The sequence below is a fragment of the Aquidulcibacter paucihalophilus genome (assembly GCF_002105465.1).
Lineage (GTDB): Bacteria > Pseudomonadota > Alphaproteobacteria > Caulobacterales > Aquidulcibacteraceae > Aquidulcibacter > Aquidulcibacter paucihalophilus.
In genome coordinates this window covers 25,908-45,018 of sequence record NZ_NCSQ01000022.1, presented here as the reverse complement: position 1 = coordinate 45,018, position 19,111 = coordinate 25,908, and the positions used below count along the sequence as shown (strand labels likewise).

The following is a 19,111-nucleotide window of genomic DNA, read 5'->3' as shown; positions in this document are numbered from 1 at the left end:
TCTCGCGCAGCCGCCCAGTTTGGATTGTTGATATGACCTTCAAGCACTTTAGCCTTACTACCCTGGCAATCGGCGCCCTAATCTTATCTGGCTGCGATCAAAACGGTGGGCGAGACCGCGTAACCGTTGTGGGCTCTTCGACACTGTTTCCTTTTTCAGCAGCAGCTGCAGAACAATTCTCTGCTCGCGGCCGCTTTAAGACTCCACGCGTAGAATCTACCGGTACGGGTGGTGGCTTTGCCATCTTTTGTCGTGGATTAGGCCCAGGGTTCCCAGACATCTCGAACGCTTCGCGCCGGATCAAAAAGGGTGAGTTTGAGACATGTCAGAAGAATGGTGTGATTGAGATTGTAGAGGTCAAACTTGGCTATGATGGGATTGTAATCGCGAATTCTAAGGCCGCGACCCCTGTGACCTTGACCAAGCAGGAAGTTTACCAAGCTTTGGCAAAAGAGATTTACGACCCTGTTAAGAAGGCCTTCATTCCAAATCCGTATATGAAGTGGAACGACATCAATCCTAATCTACCATCTATCAAGATCGACGTGATGGGTCCTCCGCCGACATCCGGCACGCGAGACGCTTTTGCCGAGCTCGTCATGGCCAAAGGCGCTCAAGAAATCCCAGAGATGAAAGCTCTGAAGGACAAGGACGACAAAGAGTTTCAGAAAAAAGCGCTAACCCTTCGCGAAGATGGCGCTTGGAAGGATTCTGGAGAGAATGACAGTCTGATTGTGCAAGCTTTGTCGCGTTCACCCGAACAGTTTGGAGTTTTCGGCTTCTCATCTTTTGAAGAGAACATGGACCGCCTACAGGCTGCACCCTTGAATGGTGTGGTGCCCTCCGCAGAGGCGATTATTGACGGAAAGTATGCCGCGTCACGATCACTGTACTTCTATGTGAAGAAGGCCAATGTCGGTGTTGTGCCCGGTTTACAAGAATTTGCCATGGAGCTTTTGTCGGATCACGCGGCGGGGCTGCGAGGCTATCTAAGAGGCAGAGGCATGGTTCCTCTGCACCCCGATGAACGTGCTGAGAATTTCCAAATTGCTAAAACCCTTCCTGCTATGATTGCGCCTGAAAAATAAGGTCTTGTTTCGCGTGATTGGTTGTTGCAAACAAATCTATGCGCCTTTCACTTCTGCCCATCCTTGCCCTATGTTTCGCAACCATGAATTCAATGTTTGCTAACGCTTCAGGTTTTGAAGAGGCGACATCAAAGTTTGCCAACCTTGCCCTTTCCTGCATTCATACAGAATATCCGAATAAAATCGCTCATGTTTTGAATTCGGCTGAAGATGCAAAGACGCCTAGTCAGTTGACACCTGCGTTTTATGGTTGTTTCGACCATCATTCATCGGTGCACGGACATTGGCTTTTGGCACGCCTAGCGCGACTTTACCCTCAGGCATCCTATGCTCCGGCTGCGCGTCAAGCTTTGACGAAGAGTCTAACCAAAGCCAATTTGGAAGTTGAGCTTGCCTATATGAACGCCCCAGGACGAGCCGGGTTTGAGCGCCCCTATGGCTTAGCTTGGATGCTGCAATTGGGTGCAGAATTGCGACAATGGGCAAAGCAAGATGCCAGCGTTGCGACATGGGCCGCTGATTTTGCGCCGTTAGAACAACGGGCGGCAGGCCAATTCAAAAGCTGGCTACCAAAGCTTAGAACCCCGATGCGGGTGGGAGAACATTCCCAAACCGCCTTTGCTTTGGGCCTTGCCCGCGACTGGGCGGTCGAAGTGCAAGATACGGACTTTCTGGCCCTGATCGATGAACGAGCCATGACCTATTATGGCAATGACCGGGATTGCCCTTTGCGGTTTGAGCCTGGCGGAGAAGATTTTGTGTCCGCTTGTTTGGGCGAAGCAGATTTGATGCGCCGCGTACTGCCACCGAAAGCCTACGCCAAATGGTTGAGCGTCGCATTACCTACCATCCCCAACACCGGAACTTCGGACTGGTTGCCTGTCGGCATCGTGACCGACCGAACCGACGGTAAGTTAGCCCATACCGATGGCCTCAACTTGTCGCGTGCTTGGATGCTAGAAGGGATGGCCTCAGGGCTCCCCGCATCAGATAAGCGGAGATTGGCATTGCTCGCTGCAGCCAAGGCCCATCGCGATATCGCATTGCCTGCGGTAACGGGCGAGCATTATGAAGGCGGTCATTGGTTAGGTACTTTTGCGACCTATCTGGTGACCCAGCGCGGCCTGACGGCTGGTCAATAAACCAAGTATCAGCCCTTAGGTTTGGCTTTGAGGAATATACCAATATGGGTGGCGACTGGCCTCTCTGTACCCGGAATACCGCCTTGAATGGGTCGATTCAAGACGCGAGGACCAAGTACGGGGTCGCGATAGACTAACGTCGTGGATCCGCCACCATCAAGATTGATAGCATTGGCCGCGCCTAAAGCCTGTAAAATGAGGGCGGTCTCTGCGAAACTTGCGCCCTCGCTAAATCCCTTTTGCCGACCGTCAATCGTCACGAGCCAAAGCCGGTCACCGGTGGCATTCACGCCGAGAGCGGAGCGGGGGTGACGGGTCAAGTTCTTTGGATCAACTTTGACGTCACCGGCCTGAACCAGTAATGGTCCAGCTGCGAGGCCGTTGGCAAAGTGATCAGGACAAGCCAAAGTTGCCAAAATCTGTACTTGCTTTCGGTCAAAGCACACAACAGCTTTGGCGACCCCAGCTGTTTCCGGCGCGGCGGCGGATGAAACGACTCGACCATTGGACTTCGCAAAACCTTGGGCGTCTTGCGGTTGGCCTTCGACTGCGACGACCGGGCCAAAGTAGCCGCCGTTGATTGCAACCACTGCTCCCGACTCTCGCAGATATGTCGATGTTGTCTTGGATCGGTATTCGGACGTGTCTGATAGGTCGCCGCCAGAAATAGCAAATGAAAGGCCTTGGGTCTTCAAGTCGATCTCAACGATTGCAACTTGCATAGGCACAGCGCCAGGCCAGGCCCTTTGACTATAGGAAATACCCTCTGCCACTAAATTCTGTGGCGGCGTCAGATCGTAAGGCTTGCCCGATGATAGCGGCGCACCGCTGGCACAGGCTGAAAGCAACAGGGATGTGACTAAGGCCAGATAGTTTCTCGCATGCCTCATCGTATCGGTAATCCTCTCAGGGGTGACACTGCGCGCATCGCTAGTGCCGTATTGACCCTAACAACGCTTGGGAGGCGAGTAAGTACTTCACGGTGAATGCGTTCTAGATCCGCCACGTCGCGGGCTGCGACCCGCAACAAATAGTCGGAATCCCCCGTCATCAGCCAGCATTCCAATACTTCTGGTGCGGCCCGAACGGCGCTCTCAAATGCTGCAAGGTCACGATCAGTCTGAGCACCGAGTGCGATCGAGACAAACACCGTTAAACTAAAGCCCAAACTTGCTGCATTCAGCTCAGCTCGATATCCTTCCAATACGCCTGACTTTTCCAAAACGTCCAGTCGTCGGCGGCACGCACTCTCTGATAAGGCAATTTTGTCAGCCAATGCCGCAATACTCGCCCTCCCGTCTCGTTGCAAAAGGCGAAGCAAAGCGCGGTCCTTATCATCAAGTGCAACGGTTTCCATTGTTAAACGTCCTTTTCGTAGCGCTTTCAGCTAACAGATCTGGAAAGCTTGGGCAAGTTTGCGCGGAACCGCCATTCGAAGCGTGCTAGCTTCGTTCAAAACAGGAGACAGACATGAAAATTGGCGTGCCCAAGGAAATCAAGCCTCAAGAAAACCGAGTCGGCGCCACTCCAGGCACCGTCGCCCAACTCGTTTCCGCGGGACATGAGGTCTTCGTCGAGTCCAATGCTGGTGCCGGAATTGGTGTTTCCAATGAGGCCTATGAAAAAGTGGGTGCGAAGATTCTCGCCAACGCCGACGCTGTCTTTGAAGCCGCAACCATGATCGTGAAGGTGAAAGAGCCTCAGCCAATCGAGTGTGCACGCTTAAGGCCGCACCATGTCCTGTTCACCTATCTCCATTTGGCCCCCGATCCGGAACAAGCCAAAGCCCTTATGGCCTCGGGCTGCACCGCAATTGCTTATGAAACCGTTGTGGGCCGCGATGGCGGGCTTCCGCTTTTGGCACCCATGTCCGAAGTTGCGGGCCGCATGGCGACCCAAGTTGGTGCACATTGTCTTCTAAAGCCACAAGGTGGGCTCGGGAAGCTTATGGGCGGCGTACCGGGCGTGGCCCCAGCTAAGGTCGTTATATTGGGCGGCGGCGTGGCAGGCCTCAATGCGTGCGAAATCGCACACGGTATGCGCGCGGATGTGACTGTTTTTGACCGGTCTAAAGCTGCCTTAGTCGCGATTGATCGCCAATTTGGCGGCATGGTCACTACCTTGATGTCGACCCCGGATGCGGTTGAAGAAGCTTGCATCGAAGCGGACCTAGTCATTGGTGCTGTCTTGATCCCCGGTGCTTCGGCTCCCAAGCTTGTCACCAAGGATATGCTGTCGCGGATGAAAGATGGATCTGTTCTGGTTGACATCTCGATTGACCAAGGCGGTTGTTTTGAAACCTCTCGTGCGACAACCCATGCAGAACCTACCTACGTCGTCGATGGCGTGGTCCATTATTGCGTAGCGAACATGCCTGGTGCTGCACCCTTGACTTCAACTTACGCCCTCAACGGCGTAACGGCGCCTTACATGTTAGCCTTGGCAAATAAGGGCGTCGATCAAGCCTTGGCCGAAGATCCAGGCTTTGCTCTGGGCCTTAATGTACGGGGCGGGCAGATCATGCACCAAGCCGTCAAAGAAGCGCTCGGCCTTTAAACTGCACCTTCGATCGGGAGAGCCAAGTCGGTTCTCCCGTATCGGCTAGGTCAAGCCAAGCGGGTGGCCACTTCTTCCCCAATCGCGAAGGAAGAGGTTAGGCCCGGAGAGTCGATCCCGAACAAGCAAACCAAGCCTTCAAGTCCATGGCTCGTTTGATCCAGAATCCGAAAGTCCTCAAACTGATTGAGTGCATTGCCGATCTTGGGCCGAATGCCGGTGTAATCGGGCTGCATCAGGCTTTCATCCAAGCCTGGCCAATAAGCGCGGATCGACTCGGCAAAGATGGCCTTTCGGCTTTCATCGACGCGATAATCCAAAGTCTCGACGGGCTGAACATCCGGGCCAAAACGGGCATGGCCGCTCATATCCGGTGTCACATGAATGCCCAGCCCACCAGCTGATGGCATTGGATAAATAAGGTGCGAAAAGGGGGCCTTACCGTTGTAAGTAAAGTAATTGCCTTTTGCGAACTTGGTATCTGGCACCAGATCGGGATCAAGGCCCTGCACCGCAAGACCAACTTGGGTAGACCAAAGACCGGCGGACAAAATAAGCTTGCGCGTTGTCAATGTCATCGGCTCATCGCCACCAACCCGGACTTCAAAACCACCAGAAATCGGTGTAGCGCCCAAGAAAGGTGCATTGCGAGCAAGCGCTCCCCCATGATCTTCGATCACCCCCAGCAGAGCCAACATATATGAATGGCTGTCTACAATCCCGCTCGAAGGGGACCAAATGGCGGCCTGGGCCACGATCTCGGGTTCCATTTCTTTGATCTTTTCAGGGCCCAAAATCTGTAAGTCCGGAATATCATTGGCGTGGCCGCGATCATGGATAACTTGCAGAGCGGCGACATCAGAGGCCAAAGGGGCGACTATCAATTTGCCAAGCGCCCGAGCGGATATCCCACGCTCAGCACAGAAGGCGTACATGGCATGTTTGCCCGCTACACAAAGGCGGGCTTTCAACGAGCCCGTTGGGTAGTACATGCCCGCATGTATGACCTCGGAATTGCGCGCTGAAGTCTCTTCGCCAAAGCGACCATTCTTCTCAAGCACAATGACACTTTGACCGCGGACAGCAAGCGCGCGGCCAACCGCTAGTCCCACCGCGCCGGCACCGACAACAATGACATCTGTGTCAGTCACGGCGTAGATTTCCTACTAGACTTCAACACCGGTCCCGATCGAGCAAGCCACGCCGGTCCCACCAATCCCACAGTAACCTCCAGGATTTTTGGCCAAATATTGTTGGTGGTAATCTTCAGCATAATAGAATTCCGGTGCCTGCATCACTTCGGTGGTAATCGGGCCATAGCCAGATTTTGCCAAAGCCTTTGCATACTGGCCACGCGTAGCTTCGGCAACCTGCAAGTCATGAATATCATTCACATAAATGCCAGACCGATATTGGGTACCAATGTCCCCTCCTTGGCGCATACCCTGCGTTGGATCATGACTCTCGAAAAAAACCTTCAGTAAAGCCTCTAAAGTGATCTCATTAGGGTCATATACTACCAGAACCACTTCATTATGCCCTGTCATCCCACTGCAGACTTCTTCATAGGTCGGATTTGGCGTGTAGCCAGCGCTATAGCCCACCGCCGTTACGTAAACGCCTGGCGTCTGCCAGAATTTACGCTCTGCGCCCCAGAAGCAACCCAAACCGAAAGTCACTGTCTTGAGGGGTTGCGGCCAAGGACCCTTTAGTGGCCGACCATTGACAAAGTGACCGGCGGGCACATCTAGCGGTGTAGGTCTGCCCTTCAAAGCTTCGTGAGCCGCTGGCATTTGTAATTTCTTCTGTTTGGAAAATAGCATAGTAATCGCTCCAGAGCTTTCCTAGATATAGGTCTCAAGATCGTTTACGCCAGATGCGTCTTTCGGGTTGCGTGTCAGTCTTTGATTAATCACATTCTGCCACACCTACTAGGATGAGTATGACAGCTGAACTTGCCACTCCGCGATTGCTTCCCCGCCGTTTTGGTTTGAGCAAACCAAAGTTGGAGGTGCATGAAGGCGATTTGGCGCGCGCTGACCTAATCTTGTCGCGGGCTACCTATTGCGACCCGCAGTCCAATGCAGCCCTGTTGGGCGACAAACGTTTGCTGTTTTCCCCCTCGGGTCGCAGCTTTTTGAGCTTTGCTCTAAAAGGGCGGACTTGGTTGGCCTTTGGTGCGCCAGTTGGCCAAGCAGAAGAAGCCACAGGCCTTGCACAGCGCTTTATCCACCTAGCTCGAAATCGTGGTGCAAAGCCGGCATTTTATGGGATTGGTCCAAATTTTGACCCCATTGCTGAAGCACTGAATTTGCATAAGGTAAAGACGGGCGAACGCGCAATTTTGGATCTCAAGACCTTCTCTCTTGACGGCAAACAACGCCAAGTCATTCGGACCCACCGTAATCGACACATTAAGAACCATTTTAGCGTGCGCATTGAAGGTCCGGGTGCCGTGCGTGCTAATCTCGCTCGTTTGCAGACAATCTCTGATCAGTGGCTGGCACATCAGGCAGGGGGCGAAAAGGGCTTTGGGCTTGGCCGATTTGATGTCCACTATATTGATCGGCTGCCTCTGGCGACCGTGCGTGCGGCCGATGGCCATATCGCTGCATTTGCCTGCCTTTGGCCTACCGCAGATAAATCTCGCATTGGCGTCGACCTGATGCGTTATGGAGAAGACGCACCGAACGGCGTGATGGATTATCTCTTCGCAGAGCTTTTCTTGTGGGCCAAATCGGAAGGCTATCAGGCGTTTGACTTAAATACATCGCCGCTGGCTGGCGTCGAGCCGTGTAGCCGCTCACCTTTCGTCACCAATCTCGCTAAGCTAATGTATGAACATGGCGAGAAGCTGTACAATTTCCAAGGCGTCCGGCGGTTCAAGAACAAATTCCATCCGGACTGGGAGGATGTGTATTTGGCTGCCCCAAAGGGTGTCTCACATTTTGTAGCTTTGGCGCGCGCGACCCTATTGATCAACCGGCCGCAATAGCTCTTCAGCCGTACGCCAAAATCCGCACTCGACTTCACAGAAAGCACGGCTAGAGTGTTCGCATGCGTACGATCCTCTTTGCTCTCCTGTCGTTTTTGACCTTATTTGTCAGTCCTGCTTCTGTAACAGCCAAGTCGTTCCAGCCAGAGATCGGCAAAGGTTGGCAGGAGGTGGTTGTTCATGTCTCAAAGCCTGGCCCTTGGGTTAGCTTCTTTACAGAAGACGCGGGATGGAAAGTGGCGTCACGTGGGCCGATCGACCCCGTTATTCTCAGAGCTTGGAAATTAGAAGGCACGGTTACAGGCACAGAAGTGCTGCTGGTGAATGAAGGTGACGCAAAAGGTTGGATCCGCTTGGTCACCTTGAAGGGCGTAAAATCAGAGCCAATCCGTCCGGCGGCACAGGCTTGGGATCCGGGTGGCTGGTTTTCGCTGATGACCCGCTCACGAGACGCGACCACGCTATATAACAAGGCGATTTCCCGTGGCTGGACGGCTTACAACAGTCCACAAGAGTTCAGCTTCGGTGGCGTTCAATTGCGCAATGTCGTGATCCGCGGACCCGATGGTGTCAATGTGTCGATCTATGAGCGGTTGGTACCTAAACTGGAAGGGTGGGAGACCATAAAGGGCATCAGTCGGGTGTTCAATGTTATGACCATGGTCAAGGATTTCGAAGCTGAACGCGCTTTCTTTCAAGAGGGCTTGGGCTTTGGCGCTTGGTTCATTGGAAATTATGAAGACACGACCGAAGTCGCCACCAATTTCGGCTTGCCCGTCAATTTCTCAACTCAAGTTCCGCGACGATCGGGGATTTTATGGGAGAGCCAAAGCGAAGATGGTCGGGTTGAGCTGATGCGCTTTGTTGGTCTCGAAGGGGTCGACCATGCCTCCCGCGCCCGCTTTTCAAATCGCGGGATTGTCGCCATACGGCTGCCCGTTGCAAATCTCGAGGTGTGGATCGCCAAGGTGCGGGCAAAAGGCATCGAAGTAAATGCCACGAATCTGACGGCACACCTCGCGCCATATGGCCGAGTGAAATCAGCTTGGGTGCAATCCCCCAATGGCGGAATCGTCGAAGCTTTTGAAGTTCTACCCTAGAAGGAACCGCCAAGGTTTGGAGGCCCGAAGGCAGCGATCAGTTTCGCAAAAGCCGCTTCCCGCATCTCGGCCATAGTTGCTCCAGCTTCCTTCATTTTCAGGCGCTCAGCGGCAAGAGCTTCCATCATCTCATCCCAGGCCTCAGGGAAGGCGGCAGCCAAACGTTCCCGCGCAAATGAGGCCGCCGCGGGACTCCCGCCGCCAGTCCCCGCGCTCAACACTAAACGGCCACGACGGACGATGGCTGGCGTATGGAAGTCACAAAGGGGAAGAACGTCTTCGGTATTGAGAAGCACTTTTGCAGCGCGCGCCACAGCCCCTAAAGCTTCGGCCTCTGCTGGCTCGAGATCTGCCACCCACAACACGTGCAGGGAAAGCAAATCATCGGAATTGGGCAAACGTGAAATCAATTCAGAGCCTGCTGCCGCTGCAAGGTCCGGTCCGGGGCAATCAGAGAAGAGCAAAGGGGTAACACCTAGACCCTGAAACCATCCCAATCGACGAACGGTCAGGGGGCCGCGCCCCACCAAGCCGATCCTAGTCTTCGCTGGGTCTAAATGAATTGGGATCATGCCGGCACCTCGTCAACTTTCAGCCCCATTTAGGCGGCTTTCTGTTTGGATTGAAGCCCACACGAGACTCAGAACCCAATGCCGGGCGGATTACGGCTGTGATTGCTCGACGCCGCTTCAAAATTGGCGCAAGTAACTGGCTCACGATTTCTTGATCAAGGAATAGAACCCCATGCCGCGACATCTTGGACATACCGAACGCCACGCAATTGCTCGCATTGGCTGGCTTCGCGCCGCCGTTCTGGGTGCCAATGATGGCATTGTCTCAACTGCAAGTCTCATTGTGGGTGTAGCTGCCGCAGCAGCAGCACGGGACTCCATCCTTTTGACCGGTGTCGCAGGCCTAGTGGCTGGCGCTATGTCTATGGCAGCGGGCGAATATGTCTCGGTTAGTTCGCAAGCCGATAGTGAGGCTGCCGATATCTCGAAGGAGCGTCAAGAACTGCTTGAGACCCCAGATCACGAACTTGCCGAACTGACAGCAATCTACATGGCTCGAGGTCTCGAACGGGACCTTGCGCATCAGGTCGCTGTCCAAATGACGGCTCATGATGCGCTGGCCGCCCACACACGTGACGAATTGGGCATTAGCGAACACACCACCGCCAAGCCCATTCAAGCTGCTTTGACGTCTGCCGCCACCTTTAGCGTTGGAGCTGCCTTGCCTTTGGCCACTGTTGTCCTTGTTCCAGCAACGATCATTATCCCGGCTGTGTCGATTAGCGCACTCGTTTTTCTTGGCGTTCTTGGCGGACTAGGCGCAACCACCGGCGGGGCTAAACCCTTACCCGCTATCATGCGTGTGACGTTCTGGGGGGCGCTGGCGATGGGGTTAACCGCAGGGATCAGCCATATGATTGGGGGGATCGTTTAAAGCATGGCATGTGCCTACTCCGGATGTGTGTCATTTTCGCAATGATGCCCAAGAAACGTGCACACGGCGTGATCACATTGAGGAAGTTCAGCTTCATAAAGCCGTTTGGGCGCCTCGCGACCCCACCGTCGCGCTTGCGCGGCAACACAACACAAGATTAGTATATTCTTTCTGATGGGGGCATCGGCAGTTACTGGCATCTGCGTCATGACCGAGATTCCCATACCTTTTGATGTTTTCGCATTGAGCTTTGGGAGAATAAGCCATGAAACTTCGCAACTGGGCACAGGTCGGTTTGTTGACCTGTTTAGCCGGCCCCGCGTTGGCACAAACAGCTGCCACCACACCAGAGGCCGAGGCCAAGCCGGTCGAAACGATTATCGTGACCGGATCTAGCATCCGCCGGCAAGTCGAGACGAGTGCCCTGCCTTTGCAGATCGTCAGCCGAGACGACCTCAGGCGCGAAGGTATAACCAGCCCCGAGCAATTGATCGCTTATCTAACCGCCAACGTTGCCGGTATCGACAACCTTGCCTCCAACGCTGACGTGACTGAGAACCGTGGCGCTCGTGGTGGCTCATTTGCAAACCTGCGCGGCCAAGGCTCGGCGGGGACTTTGATCCTACTCAATGGGCGTCGCGTCGCAGCGCACGGGATCAATGGTGGCGCGGTTGATATCAACCAATTGCCCGTTGCTGCCATGCAGCGCATAGACGTTCTGAAAGATGGGGCATCGGCAATTTATGGTACCGATGCCATCGGTGGCGTTATCAACTTCATCACACGGACAGATTTCCAAGGCTTGAACGCGCGCGTCTTCACCGACGTGACCGAGCAGGGCGGCGGGAACATTTATCAAGCCTCATTGTTGGGCGGGTATGGGGATATCTCGACCCAAAACTTCAATATTATGGCAACCGTCAGCTATCGGAAAAACGAAGAATTGCTGGCAAGTGAGCGCGACTTTATCGATACTTTCCAAATCAATCGCGGTCTGTCCGTCGACACACGTGGTACGCCTTTCGGGACTATTTTCCCGCTGGCAACCACCTCAGCCACCCCCTTTACGCCCAATGGTACACTCTGGGGCACCGCCGCAACTGCACCACTGGTCCCAGGCTCAACCACGCTGCGCTACACCAATGGTGTGAACCCATTGGCTTTACCGGGTGGCCTTGGCTGTTCGGCCATTAAAGATATGGACGATTACGCAGAGCAGCTTTGGTTCTCGCCCACCAATTCGGTAACGGCAAGTTTGGCTTGTTCTTGGGATTCAGGTGAGCAGGCCAGCATTCAACAAGAACAAGAGACCTTAAACGGTCTGGTCCGTGCTGTTTATCGTCTCGGCAATCATCAGATTGTCGGCGAATTCACCGCTTCGGATGCGACCGCGGACAATCGCTTCTCGCACATTCAGCTCATTCCCAATGCGACGGCAATCAGCGGTCCTGACTCAACCTCCTTGAACTTCGCTTATTTCCGAGTTCCAGGTGTAAATGAAGCAATCTATGACCGGATCGCAAATGCGCTGGTGGCTGCTTTCCCAACCGATACGGCTTTGGCTGGTCGCCGCGCACTGAACCTGCCAATCGCAATGCGCTGGCGCTGTATTGAGTGCGGACGTCGCGAAATCAGCACGAATACTAAAACCAGTCGCTTCTTCTTGGGTGCCGACGGCCCCCTGCCATTTGGTGACTGGAATTATCGCGTCGGCGCTTCTCAGGCCACCAGTGAAGCGGAGTCGACTTTGGGCAGCGGGTATTATTACCGCAACGCACTCACGGTTAATGGCGTTCAACGCAACAATGGCATTGTGAATGTCTTCAACTCTGGGGTCATCAATCCATTCCTGTTGCCCGGCCAACAGCAAACTGCCGCCGCGCTTGCGGCACTCGAAACAGCCTCTGCTCGCGGTGTCACCCTGTTTGGTGGCAAGTTCACCGTCACCCAATTTGACGGATCTATGTCCGGGCCGATTTTCGACCTTCCAGGCGGCAAGGCCTACGCGGCTATTGGTTTCGACTTCCGTACAGAAGAGTACGAGTTCAATGGCGATCGTCGTGTAGCTGCAGAACGGGCTAACATTCTGGGGGCCCCGTTTGATGATGCCAATGCTCTCAGCGCCGTAAGCCGGGATGTGAAGGCTGTTTTTGCTGAAATGGTTTTCCCAGTCCTTGAGAACCTTGAATTCACCATTGCCGGGCGGGTTGACGAATACGACGGATTTGGTCGGACAACCAATCCAAAATATTCATTCAAATATAAGCCATTGGACATGTTGCTGTTCCGTGGCTCCTATAGCACTGGGTTCCGGGTTCCATCGTTCAACCAAATCTATAATGGTGTAACAGCGGTCGACTTGGCTTTGGGCTCAGCAGTGGTGGATCCCAAAACCTGCCCAACCTTGGTTGTTTCAACCTTGCCCGGATGCAGCAACATTTTGGACCTCGGCCCAGTCCGTGAAATCACCGGCGGTAATCTGGGCCTCGGCCCCGAAGAGGCTGAGAATCTTTCCTTTGGCTTTGTCTTGAATTTTGCCAAGAATGCGTCGGCTTCGGTAGACTGGTGGCGGATTGAGCGCACCGGCACAATCGCAACCCTGACCCGCACGCAATTGCAACAGAACTATTCTGACTTCGAGGGCAAATTCGTTCGCGATCCTGTGTCGGGCCGTATCATAACCATCGACCGCCGTATCTTGAACGCTGGCGGCAATTTGATGGAAGGTATGGAAATCAGCTTGCGCAATAGCGGCGAGATCATGGGCACAAAGTGGAGCGCAGCGCTCGACGGTACCCATATTATCAACCGCCAATCTAAGCTGCTACCGTCAGCGCCCTATGGCGCGAATGAAGTCGATAGATGGACCCGCTTCCAAGACTTGACCCTGTCTTGGCGACACAATGCCTATGTGACGCTGACCCGCGGTGACTGGTCAGCGACTTTGTCGCAGTCCTACCGTCCCAGCTATTTGGACAATGCGAACTATCTGGGCATTGCATCGGGCGTATTTGTTCCACCAAACTATCAGCAACGCGTGAAGAGCTACACGACTTATAACACCACTGTGACCTATCGCGGGATCAAGAATATGGTGATCACGGGCGGCATCAAAAATCTGTTGAATGAAGATCCACCCTTCACCTTGAGCTATGATTCTGACTTGGGCAGCGGTAGCTCGTGGGACCCACGTGTAACCGACCCACGCGGTCGCGCGTTCACGCTTAGCCTCGAATATGAATTCTAAAGCCCGACCCGCTTTTGAAATCGCAGATATGAAAACGGGGCCTGATGGCCCCGTTCTTTTGCTTGAGGGATATAATCCCCAATGATTATCTTCAGGCTTAACGGCTGCCGATCGATGTACCGATGCTGTTGAAGCGAAGGCTCATATTGTTGCCAAGACGACCCAAGGAGGTAATCAACACAACAGCAATCAAGGCGGCGATCAAACCATATTCAATGGCTGTTGCGCCAGATTGGCCCTTCCGAAACTTTTGTAGAAACTTTTTCAACGGACTTTTCCTTCTGACATGCGCACGTGAGACGGTGCCTTCTATTCGAGAAACCTATCTCCACTGCGGACACACTTAGAGCAAAACTATAAAGATCAGGTAAAACTGATAGTGAATAACTTATCGTCCCTAGTATTAATATGGCTCTGCACCAAAATGGGCCAGATAACTATAGATCATCATTGGTATAAACCCGCAAATAAAACCCATTAGTAACTAGACTGGCACCGTTATATTCTTTCCGCCAAACACAGACTGCCAATTCTCAATCTCATTCACCACCACGTCATCTGTAGCATGAGCAAGTTCGGCGACATGCGCATAAGAAATGAGATCATCAGGGCCAGCAAGTAGGAGCGCTCCCCGCTCGGCAATCACATCAAGCTTTTCGGCTGTGACCTCTGAAATAGCGGAGAAACGCTCAAAATCACCGAAATAGCGAATAGATGCGATGGCACCGCCAAAGGTCGGCAGAAAGACACCAAGAAAGGTAAAGAGTTTTGAAAAATGGCTCGCCACTTCCTTGTCGATCACCTGGGTTGAGCCAGCAAGCTTTAGGGCAAGATAAAGAGAGACCGAAAGTACGGCGAGGGTGAAGAGGGCTTCGGACAATTGGTCTAAACGATGATGTGTCTTGTGCAGGCGCTTGGACTTCTGTCGGTGATAGGCACTCTGTGCCGCGACATGACGTAGAACAAGATCAGATAGCGCTGTCCGCAGATAAGCCGACGTGATGGTCACGCGCGGCAAACCAACATCTCGCAAGCCATGACGTACGTACCATTCTGGCCAAGACGTTTGGGTACCCCGTGGCCAGCGACCACTTGGACGCGCCACACCCAGCGTAAGGAGGATGGTTGCATGGCGCAAATATTCGGCAACACGGCGTGTTTCAAACCAACGCCTGTGCCACCGTCGCTTCTGACCAACCCACGTGATTGCGAGAATGCCGGCAAGCAAAACCAGCTCAAAGCCGGCAAAAATCCACTTTTGCTCACTCGATGCAATGGGCAGGTAGGCAATGCCCCCCACCACGGCGAAAGCTCCAAATAGGAAGTTCAACACCATCCCGCCGCGATAGGCATCGGATAAATGCGACGAGATGCCATCAGCCCATGCAAGCCGCTTTAGAATGTCGGTTGAAATCCTCGTAACAAAACTGGGGTCTTGCTGCAGAAGATTGCGGGCCGCCTCAATTTGCGATTGGCCGCTACCGGTCAAGATCGCGTCCGGGCTTTCATAGTGAATGGTGAGATTGCGAAACCGATCGCGCATCCGCTCTGAACCGAAGAAAGCCTCAACCCGACGATAACCATGCCATATAAACTGGCTCTTTGGTCGCCACTTTTCGGCATCGAGAGCCTTAAGTCCGTCTTCGTGGTCCCCTTTATGCGCCATGGTCTTACCAGGTGTTGGTCGCAAAACAGTTTCCACAAGCGCCCGCAATTCGGCTATCGGCTGGCGCGCTTCGCCTGCGGAGTGCGGCAAAGCGGCCAAATGCTCTGGCACTTGCAAGATGTGCCAATTCCGTGGGTTACGTGCGTCAATCCACAATACGGGCGTGCCCATTGATAATGCGAGCGCAATGGTATGTCCGGTACCCCCAACGAAGCTGGTGCTTCCACCATCCCAGACACCAACGACCATGTCAGATTGTTCAATCATCACCTGAGCAGCCAATGCAACACGCTCAGAAGCGGCAAAAGAATATGCCTGCGCCGCATCTACATCCGTCGGAGCGGAGAGCTTTGCCAAATAGAGACGCTCGATTAATGCATCTCGATCTGCCAACTCAAAGAGTCGAGCAGACTCGACAAGGTCGTCAATAATGGTAGCCCGCTCTTGCGTTGCCGCAGAACAGACCCCATCCCCCGAAAGAAGAAAACGAGCTTCGTCGGCATTTAGCGGATGGGCGTTAACCGCTGTGTTCAATCGACGGCCAAATGGCAATGGCGCGACCAATTCCCACGCGCGCCCTAGGGCTTGACGCGCTGCAATTTGATCGAGGCCATCAACCAACAAGGAATGCATCCGGGTCTCAGCAACAACCTTAGTCGGATTTGCCACGCGCTCGGCAGCGACCACCAAATCAAACAAATCGAATACTTCGGCTAAAGCTTCTTCTATGGCACTTCGATTAACTGAAAAGGCGGGATTGGCGTCGCGGTGACCAGTAACCCCCAAGCAAAGTCGGATCGAAGGGGCGGAAGGCGCTGGAAATCGAGCAGGGTTAGACATGGAAGCCGCCTAGCGGGTCTTCATGCAACGGGTTCTCCTTACTGGGCCAAAGGCTCTCGAGGCGACAATGTCGCACCTCCAAAACATCCATCTGCGCCACGTCGTCTTCCAACCTAGAATAACAATCCCTATGCCAGCGTTACAGGAGCCTAATGCTCTCGTCGAGGGTTTAATGAGGCCGAATTCGCCCTTTCACACCTTGATTTTTACACCACCTGATCGATACTCCATAGCTAATTGATCCATGGTGGATAACTTTTGTGTCTCCTTCAAGCTCCCCCCTCTGGATACGATTGTTGCGCATAGCATGCCTGGCGGTGGCCGCTATGGGCTCCAACGCGGCAGCACAGTCAGAAGAGCCAGATGCGCCCTTCGCTTTGCCCGAAACGATTCAAGGTGAGGCAGATCAGGACCTTGAGGTAGCCCCTTTTGAACGCTTAGATGTTTTGGGCGGGTGTATCTATTTCCTTGATGGCAGACCAAAATATTGCACCCATAAAGGCATTGGCGGCTTCTTTCTCGATAAAGACAAAGCGCCGTGGCAAGCACAGCTTTCAACCAATATCCCCGCGTCAGAATATCGCGCCACGACGCTTCGCAAGTATCCCCTATGGGAGCTTAATCATCTATGTGGCGGGTCGTTGATTGCGCCAAACTGGATCCTTACCGCCGCTCATTGTATCAAGCGTGACGAGATGCGGCGCTATGGCCTTACCGTCCGTCTCGGTGTTGGAGACCTATCAACACCCGAAGGTGTCGCGTTTCGAATTGATCGTGCCGTCGTCCACCAGGATTATGATCCGAAGACAAAACTCAATGATATTGCCTTGGTTCGCTTTGTTGATGAGCGCCCAAACAAAAGACCACTTCGCGAACTTGGCATAGAGCCCATCGCGCTGCACGGGAGCTTGCCGGAGGGCCCTCGCTTGAAGCCGGAAGAGGAGCTCATCACAATGGGTTGGGGGGTGACATCGGTAGGCCCGGACGGTCGCAATTCGAAGTATCTTTTAGGTTTCCAACTCAACCGGATGCCGAACGAGTTCTGCGCGCAAGCTTTGAAGGCACCCGAACGTGTCAATGCCAGCGTGATTTGCGCCATTGGGCCAGGTCGAGATGCGTGCCAAGGCGATAGCGGCGGCCCCTTAAACACAAAGGTTTATCACTTTGACAGCCGGCGGGTGATCGCGGTTCAGGTCGGCATTGTGAGTTGGGGCAAAGGTTGCGCCACCCCTGGTGTCCCCGGCGTCTATACCCGCGTCTCGGCTCATTTAGGGTGGATCAGGCGGGCTATGGCCGCACCCGAAACTGTCACGACACTCCGCTAGCGCGAACGGGTGGCGATATGAGAAAGGCGGGCACACGCATCCCTGCTTTGCACCCGCCTTTGAATTGCCGAACGCGACGTTCAGATCCTGCTGAGGATGAAGTCTTATTTAGGTTCGGAGCTGGCTGGAGCTCGACGGTCGGGGTTTGCGCGATCTTCTTCCGGTGGGACCGCGTCCTCGACAGTATTTGTCCCAGCATCGACAGCATTCATGCCTTCTGTAGGCATCGCGGCGGCCGCGTCCGTCGCGTTCATAGCAGCATCTGCTGCAGCATCAGCCGCAGGTGCAACTTCATTCGTGGCCGCTGCGTCAGCGGCAGGCTCGGTAGCCTTTGGTTGGCTGCAACCAGCCACTGCAATGCCGGCAACAGCGGCAAGCGCAATGAGTTTCAATTTCAACATTTCAGACCCTCCCAAACAATTGGACCTAGAGCTTATGCTGACCCGCCGATTTGGCAATGATGAAAATAGCAAGTCAGGCTCTTTTCAGGCCCTCATCCTGCCTCTCCGCTCCGATTTGTTTACCAGGGGGTCCGATTTTTGTTGCAGCCGCGCCAAAATGGGCAAATATGGGCAATCGCTTGCCTAATCTGATTTAGAAAATGCCTGTGGAGCCCTAAACATGACCCAGAACGCGGCCAATCCCAAACACGTCTTTTCGAACGTTCAGTTGCTGGCGGTCGCAGTGATCAGCGTGGTTATCGCCATCTCTCCCTTATCTGCCCAAGCCCAAGCGACAGCCGAACCAGAACCGGGTTCAGGGATTTTGGGGGGTGCGGAGTTGGACGCTGAGCCGACCCCCGATGGCATAAGCCAAACTCTGCCACCGTGCAGAGCGGGACAAAGCGCCCTTCAGTCGTGCGAAGAGACAATCATTGGTGGGCAAAGCGTCGGGCCAGGAGAAGCCCCCTGGCAAGTGCAGATCTTTCGGGCCTATGATCTCAAAGAGGGCAGGAATCCCTATCAGAATTGGAAGGACCATGTACTCTGCGGTGGCTCCTATATTGGTAATAATTGGGTTTTGACCGCGGCGCATTGTTTTGAGGATGCGAATTTCGATCTAAGCCAATATCGCGTACGACTTGGTGCCCGCGACATCAGCAAAGATGAAGGGGTAAGCTTTCGAATTGACCGGGCCGTGCGTCACTCAGGCTATAATTCGAACCAAAAACTCAACGATATCGCCCTTCTACATTTTGTGGATGAGCGGCTCCTGAAGTGGGACTTGTCACGCTATGGCGTTCAGCCCATCACTTTGCACGGCGATTTGCCTTCGGGCCCCTCTTTGACGCCAAATCAACTCTTTACGGTCACGGGATGGGGACTCACATCCTATCGAGACAAAGACAGCTTCTCCCCAATCTTGCAGAAGGTCCAATTACAGCGCATGCCAACCGCACCCTGTGCTGAGAAGCTTGCCTCTCCCGATCGGATCAATTCAACGGTATTGTGCGCGCGGGAACCAGATAGTCAGATGTTAAATGATCGCACCGGTGAGGAGAGCCAAGATGCCTGCCAAGCCGATAGCGGAGGACCAATGACGATCGTCAATGGGCAGGGCACGCCGATCCAAGTTGGCATTGTGAGTTGGGGAAAGGGATGCGGCTTTCGAGGATTCCCCGGCGTCTATACGCGTATCGCCATGCATATTGAGTGGATCAGAGCGGCCAAGCGCCTCCCTGAGAACCAAAGATCCTTCCCATAGAG

At 53.9% G+C, this 19,111-nt stretch carries 17 protein-coding genes; 9 read left to right on the top strand and 8 right to left on the bottom strand.

Annotated elements, in window-relative coordinates; translation table 11 throughout:
• Positions 1-32: 32 nt before the first annotated feature.
• Positions 33-1,088, top strand: a complete 1,056-nt coding sequence (locus tag B7364_RS01690) for a substrate-binding domain-containing protein (RefSeq protein ID WP_085338208.1) — start codon at positions 33-35, stop codon at positions 1,086-1,088.
• Between the two features lie 38 nt (positions 1,089-1,126).
• Complete coding sequence (locus tag B7364_RS01685; RefSeq protein ID WP_085338207.1) at positions 1,127-2,230, top strand: DUF2891 domain-containing protein; 1,104 nt, start codon at positions 1,127-1,129, stop codon at positions 2,228-2,230.
• A gap of 8 nt (positions 2,231-2,238) precedes the next feature.
• Here the strand turns inward: B7364_RS01685 and B7364_RS01680 are convergent, their stop codons facing one another.
• Both B7364_RS01680 and B7364_RS01675 read right to left on the bottom strand, forming a co-directional pair.
• Complete coding sequence (locus tag B7364_RS01680; RefSeq protein ID WP_157893419.1) at positions 2,239-2,952, bottom strand: phosphodiester glycosidase family protein; 714 nt, start codon at positions 2,950-2,952, stop codon at positions 2,239-2,241.
• Positions 2,953-3,116: 164 nt separating this feature from the next.
• The gene (locus B7364_RS01675) at positions 3,117-3,587 is read right to left on the bottom strand and encodes an Lrp/AsnC family transcriptional regulator (RefSeq protein ID WP_085338205.1); all 471 of its coding nucleotides are present in this window, start codon (positions 3,585-3,587) and stop codon (positions 3,117-3,119) included.
• Between the two features lie 113 nt (positions 3,588-3,700).
• Between B7364_RS01675 and ald the strand changes: the two genes are divergently transcribed.
• Positions 3,701-4,786 carry an alanine dehydrogenase gene (ald, locus tag B7364_RS01670; protein WP_085338204.1) on the top strand — a complete coding sequence of 362 codons (1,086 nt, stop codon included), beginning with the start codon at positions 3,701-3,703 and terminating at the stop codon, positions 4,784-4,786.
• A gap of 50 nt (positions 4,787-4,836) precedes the next feature.
• On the opposite strand, the gene B7364_RS01665 is transcribed toward ald, so the two are convergent.
• Together B7364_RS01665 and msrA are read right to left on the bottom strand one after the other, a co-directional pair.
• Positions 4,837-5,937, bottom strand: coding sequence for an NAD(P)/FAD-dependent oxidoreductase (locus B7364_RS01665; RefSeq protein ID WP_085338203.1), 1,101 nt, complete (start codon positions 5,935-5,937; stop codon positions 4,837-4,839).
• A 15-nt stretch (positions 5,938-5,952) separates the two neighbouring features.
• Positions 5,953-6,609, bottom strand: a complete 657-nt coding sequence (gene msrA, locus B7364_RS01660) for a peptide-methionine (S)-S-oxide reductase MsrA (RefSeq protein ID WP_085338202.1) — start codon at positions 6,607-6,609, stop codon at positions 5,953-5,955.
• A 119-nt stretch (positions 6,610-6,728) separates the two neighbouring features.
• Here msrA and B7364_RS01655 point away from each other — a divergent pair, with 119 nt between their 5' ends.
• Complete coding sequence (locus tag B7364_RS01655) at positions 6,729-7,781, top strand: phosphatidylglycerol lysyltransferase domain-containing protein (protein ID WP_157893418.1); 1,053 nt, start codon at positions 6,729-6,731, stop codon at positions 7,779-7,781.
• Positions 7,782-7,843: 62 nt separating this feature from the next.
• A complete protein-coding gene (locus B7364_RS01650) occupies positions 7,844-8,881 on the top strand; it encodes a VOC family protein (RefSeq protein ID WP_085338200.1) in 1,038 nt (345 codons plus the stop codon).
• On the opposite strand, the gene B7364_RS01645 is transcribed toward B7364_RS01650, so the two are convergent.
• Positions 8,878-9,453, bottom strand: coding sequence for a precorrin-2 dehydrogenase/sirohydrochlorin ferrochelatase family protein (locus B7364_RS01645; RefSeq protein WP_085338199.1), 576 nt, complete (start codon positions 9,451-9,453; stop codon positions 8,878-8,880). The genes B7364_RS01650 and B7364_RS01645 overlap by 4 nt on opposite strands.
• Before the next feature lie 172 nt (positions 9,454-9,625).
• Between B7364_RS01645 and B7364_RS01640 the strand changes: the two genes are divergently transcribed.
• Both B7364_RS01640 and B7364_RS01635 read left to right on the top strand, forming a co-directional pair.
• Positions 9,626-10,327 (top strand): VIT1/CCC1 transporter family protein, encoded by a 702-nt coding sequence (locus B7364_RS01640; protein ID WP_085338198.1) that lies wholly within the window; start codon positions 9,626-9,628, stop codon positions 10,325-10,327.
• A 265-nt stretch (positions 10,328-10,592) separates the two neighbouring features.
• A complete protein-coding gene (locus tag B7364_RS01635) occupies positions 10,593-13,574 on the top strand; it encodes a TonB-dependent receptor domain-containing protein (RefSeq protein WP_085338197.1) in 2,982 nt (993 codons plus the stop codon).
• Positions 13,575-13,671: 97 nt separating this feature from the next.
• On the opposite strand, the gene B7364_RS01630 is transcribed toward B7364_RS01635, so the two are convergent.
• Together B7364_RS01630 and B7364_RS01625 are read right to left on the bottom strand one after the other, a co-directional pair.
• Complete coding sequence (locus tag B7364_RS01630) at positions 13,672-13,842, bottom strand: Flp family type IVb pilin (RefSeq protein WP_085338196.1); 171 nt, start codon at positions 13,840-13,842, stop codon at positions 13,672-13,674.
• Between the two features lie 216 nt (positions 13,843-14,058).
• On the bottom strand, positions 14,059-16,080 hold the full coding sequence (locus tag B7364_RS01625) for a hypothetical protein (RefSeq protein ID WP_157893417.1): 2,022 nt from the start codon (positions 16,078-16,080) through the stop codon (positions 14,059-14,061).
• Between the two features lie 296 nt (positions 16,081-16,376).
• Between B7364_RS01625 and B7364_RS01620 the strand changes: the two genes are divergently transcribed.
• Positions 16,377-17,405 (top strand): serine protease, encoded by a 1,029-nt coding sequence (locus B7364_RS01620; protein ID WP_157893416.1) that lies wholly within the window; start codon positions 16,377-16,379, stop codon positions 17,403-17,405.
• Between the two features lie 104 nt (positions 17,406-17,509).
• Here the strand turns inward: B7364_RS01620 and B7364_RS01615 are convergent, their stop codons facing one another.
• Positions 17,510-17,806, bottom strand: a complete 297-nt coding sequence (locus B7364_RS01615; RefSeq protein ID WP_085338193.1) for a hypothetical protein — start codon at positions 17,804-17,806, stop codon at positions 17,510-17,512.
• Positions 17,807-18,026: 220 nt separating this feature from the next.
• Between B7364_RS01615 and B7364_RS01610 the strand changes: the two genes are divergently transcribed.
• The gene (locus tag B7364_RS01610; protein ID WP_085338192.1) at positions 18,027-19,109 is read left to right on the top strand and encodes a serine protease; all 1,083 of its coding nucleotides are present in this window, start codon (positions 18,027-18,029) and stop codon (positions 19,107-19,109) included.
• The last annotated feature ends 2 nt before the right edge of the window (positions 19,110-19,111 follow it).

Bases quoted from the DNA above. Each gene is read 5' to 3' on its own strand.
- B7364_RS01655 (WP_157893418.1), top strand. From the start codon at position 6,729: ATGACAGCTGAACTTGCCACTCCGCGATTGCTTCCCCGCCGTTTTGGT.
- B7364_RS01675 (WP_085338205.1), bottom strand. From the start codon at position 3,587: ATGGAAACCGTTGCACTTGATGATAAGGACCGCGCTTTGCTTCGCCTT.
- B7364_RS01645 (WP_085338199.1), bottom strand. From the start codon at position 9,453: ATGATCCCAATTCATTTAGACCCAGCGAAGACTAGGATCGGCTTGGTG.
- B7364_RS01615 (WP_085338193.1), bottom strand. From the start codon at position 17,806: ATGTTGAAATTGAAACTCATTGCGCTTGCCGCTGTTGCCGGCATTGCA.
- B7364_RS01640 (WP_085338198.1), top strand. From the start codon at position 9,626: ATGCCGCGACATCTTGGACATACCGAACGCCACGCAATTGCTCGCATT.
- B7364_RS01690 (WP_085338208.1), top strand. From the start codon at position 33: ATGACCTTCAAGCACTTTAGCCTTACTACCCTGGCAATCGGCGCCCTA.
- B7364_RS01650 (WP_085338200.1), top strand. From the start codon at position 7,844: ATGCGTACGATCCTCTTTGCTCTCCTGTCGTTTTTGACCTTATTTGTC.
- B7364_RS01680 (WP_157893419.1), bottom strand. From the start codon at position 2,952: ATGCAAGTTGCAATCGTTGAGATCGACTTGAAGACCCAAGGCCTTTCA.
- ald (WP_085338204.1), top strand. From the start codon at position 3,701: ATGAAAATTGGCGTGCCCAAGGAAATCAAGCCTCAAGAAAACCGAGTC.
- B7364_RS01635 (WP_085338197.1), top strand. From the start codon at position 10,593: ATGAAACTTCGCAACTGGGCACAGGTCGGTTTGTTGACCTGTTTAGCC.
- B7364_RS01685 (WP_085338207.1), top strand. From the start codon at position 1,127: ATGCGCCTTTCACTTCTGCCCATCCTTGCCCTATGTTTCGCAACCATG.
- B7364_RS01610 (WP_085338192.1), top strand. From the start codon at position 18,027: ATGACCCAGAACGCGGCCAATCCCAAACACGTCTTTTCGAACGTTCAG.
- msrA (WP_085338202.1), bottom strand. From the start codon at position 6,609: ATGCTATTTTCCAAACAGAAGAAATTACAAATGCCAGCGGCTCACGAA.
- B7364_RS01625 (WP_157893417.1), bottom strand. From the start codon at position 16,080: ATGTCTAACCCTGCTCGATTTCCAGCGCCTTCCGCCCCTTCGATCCGA.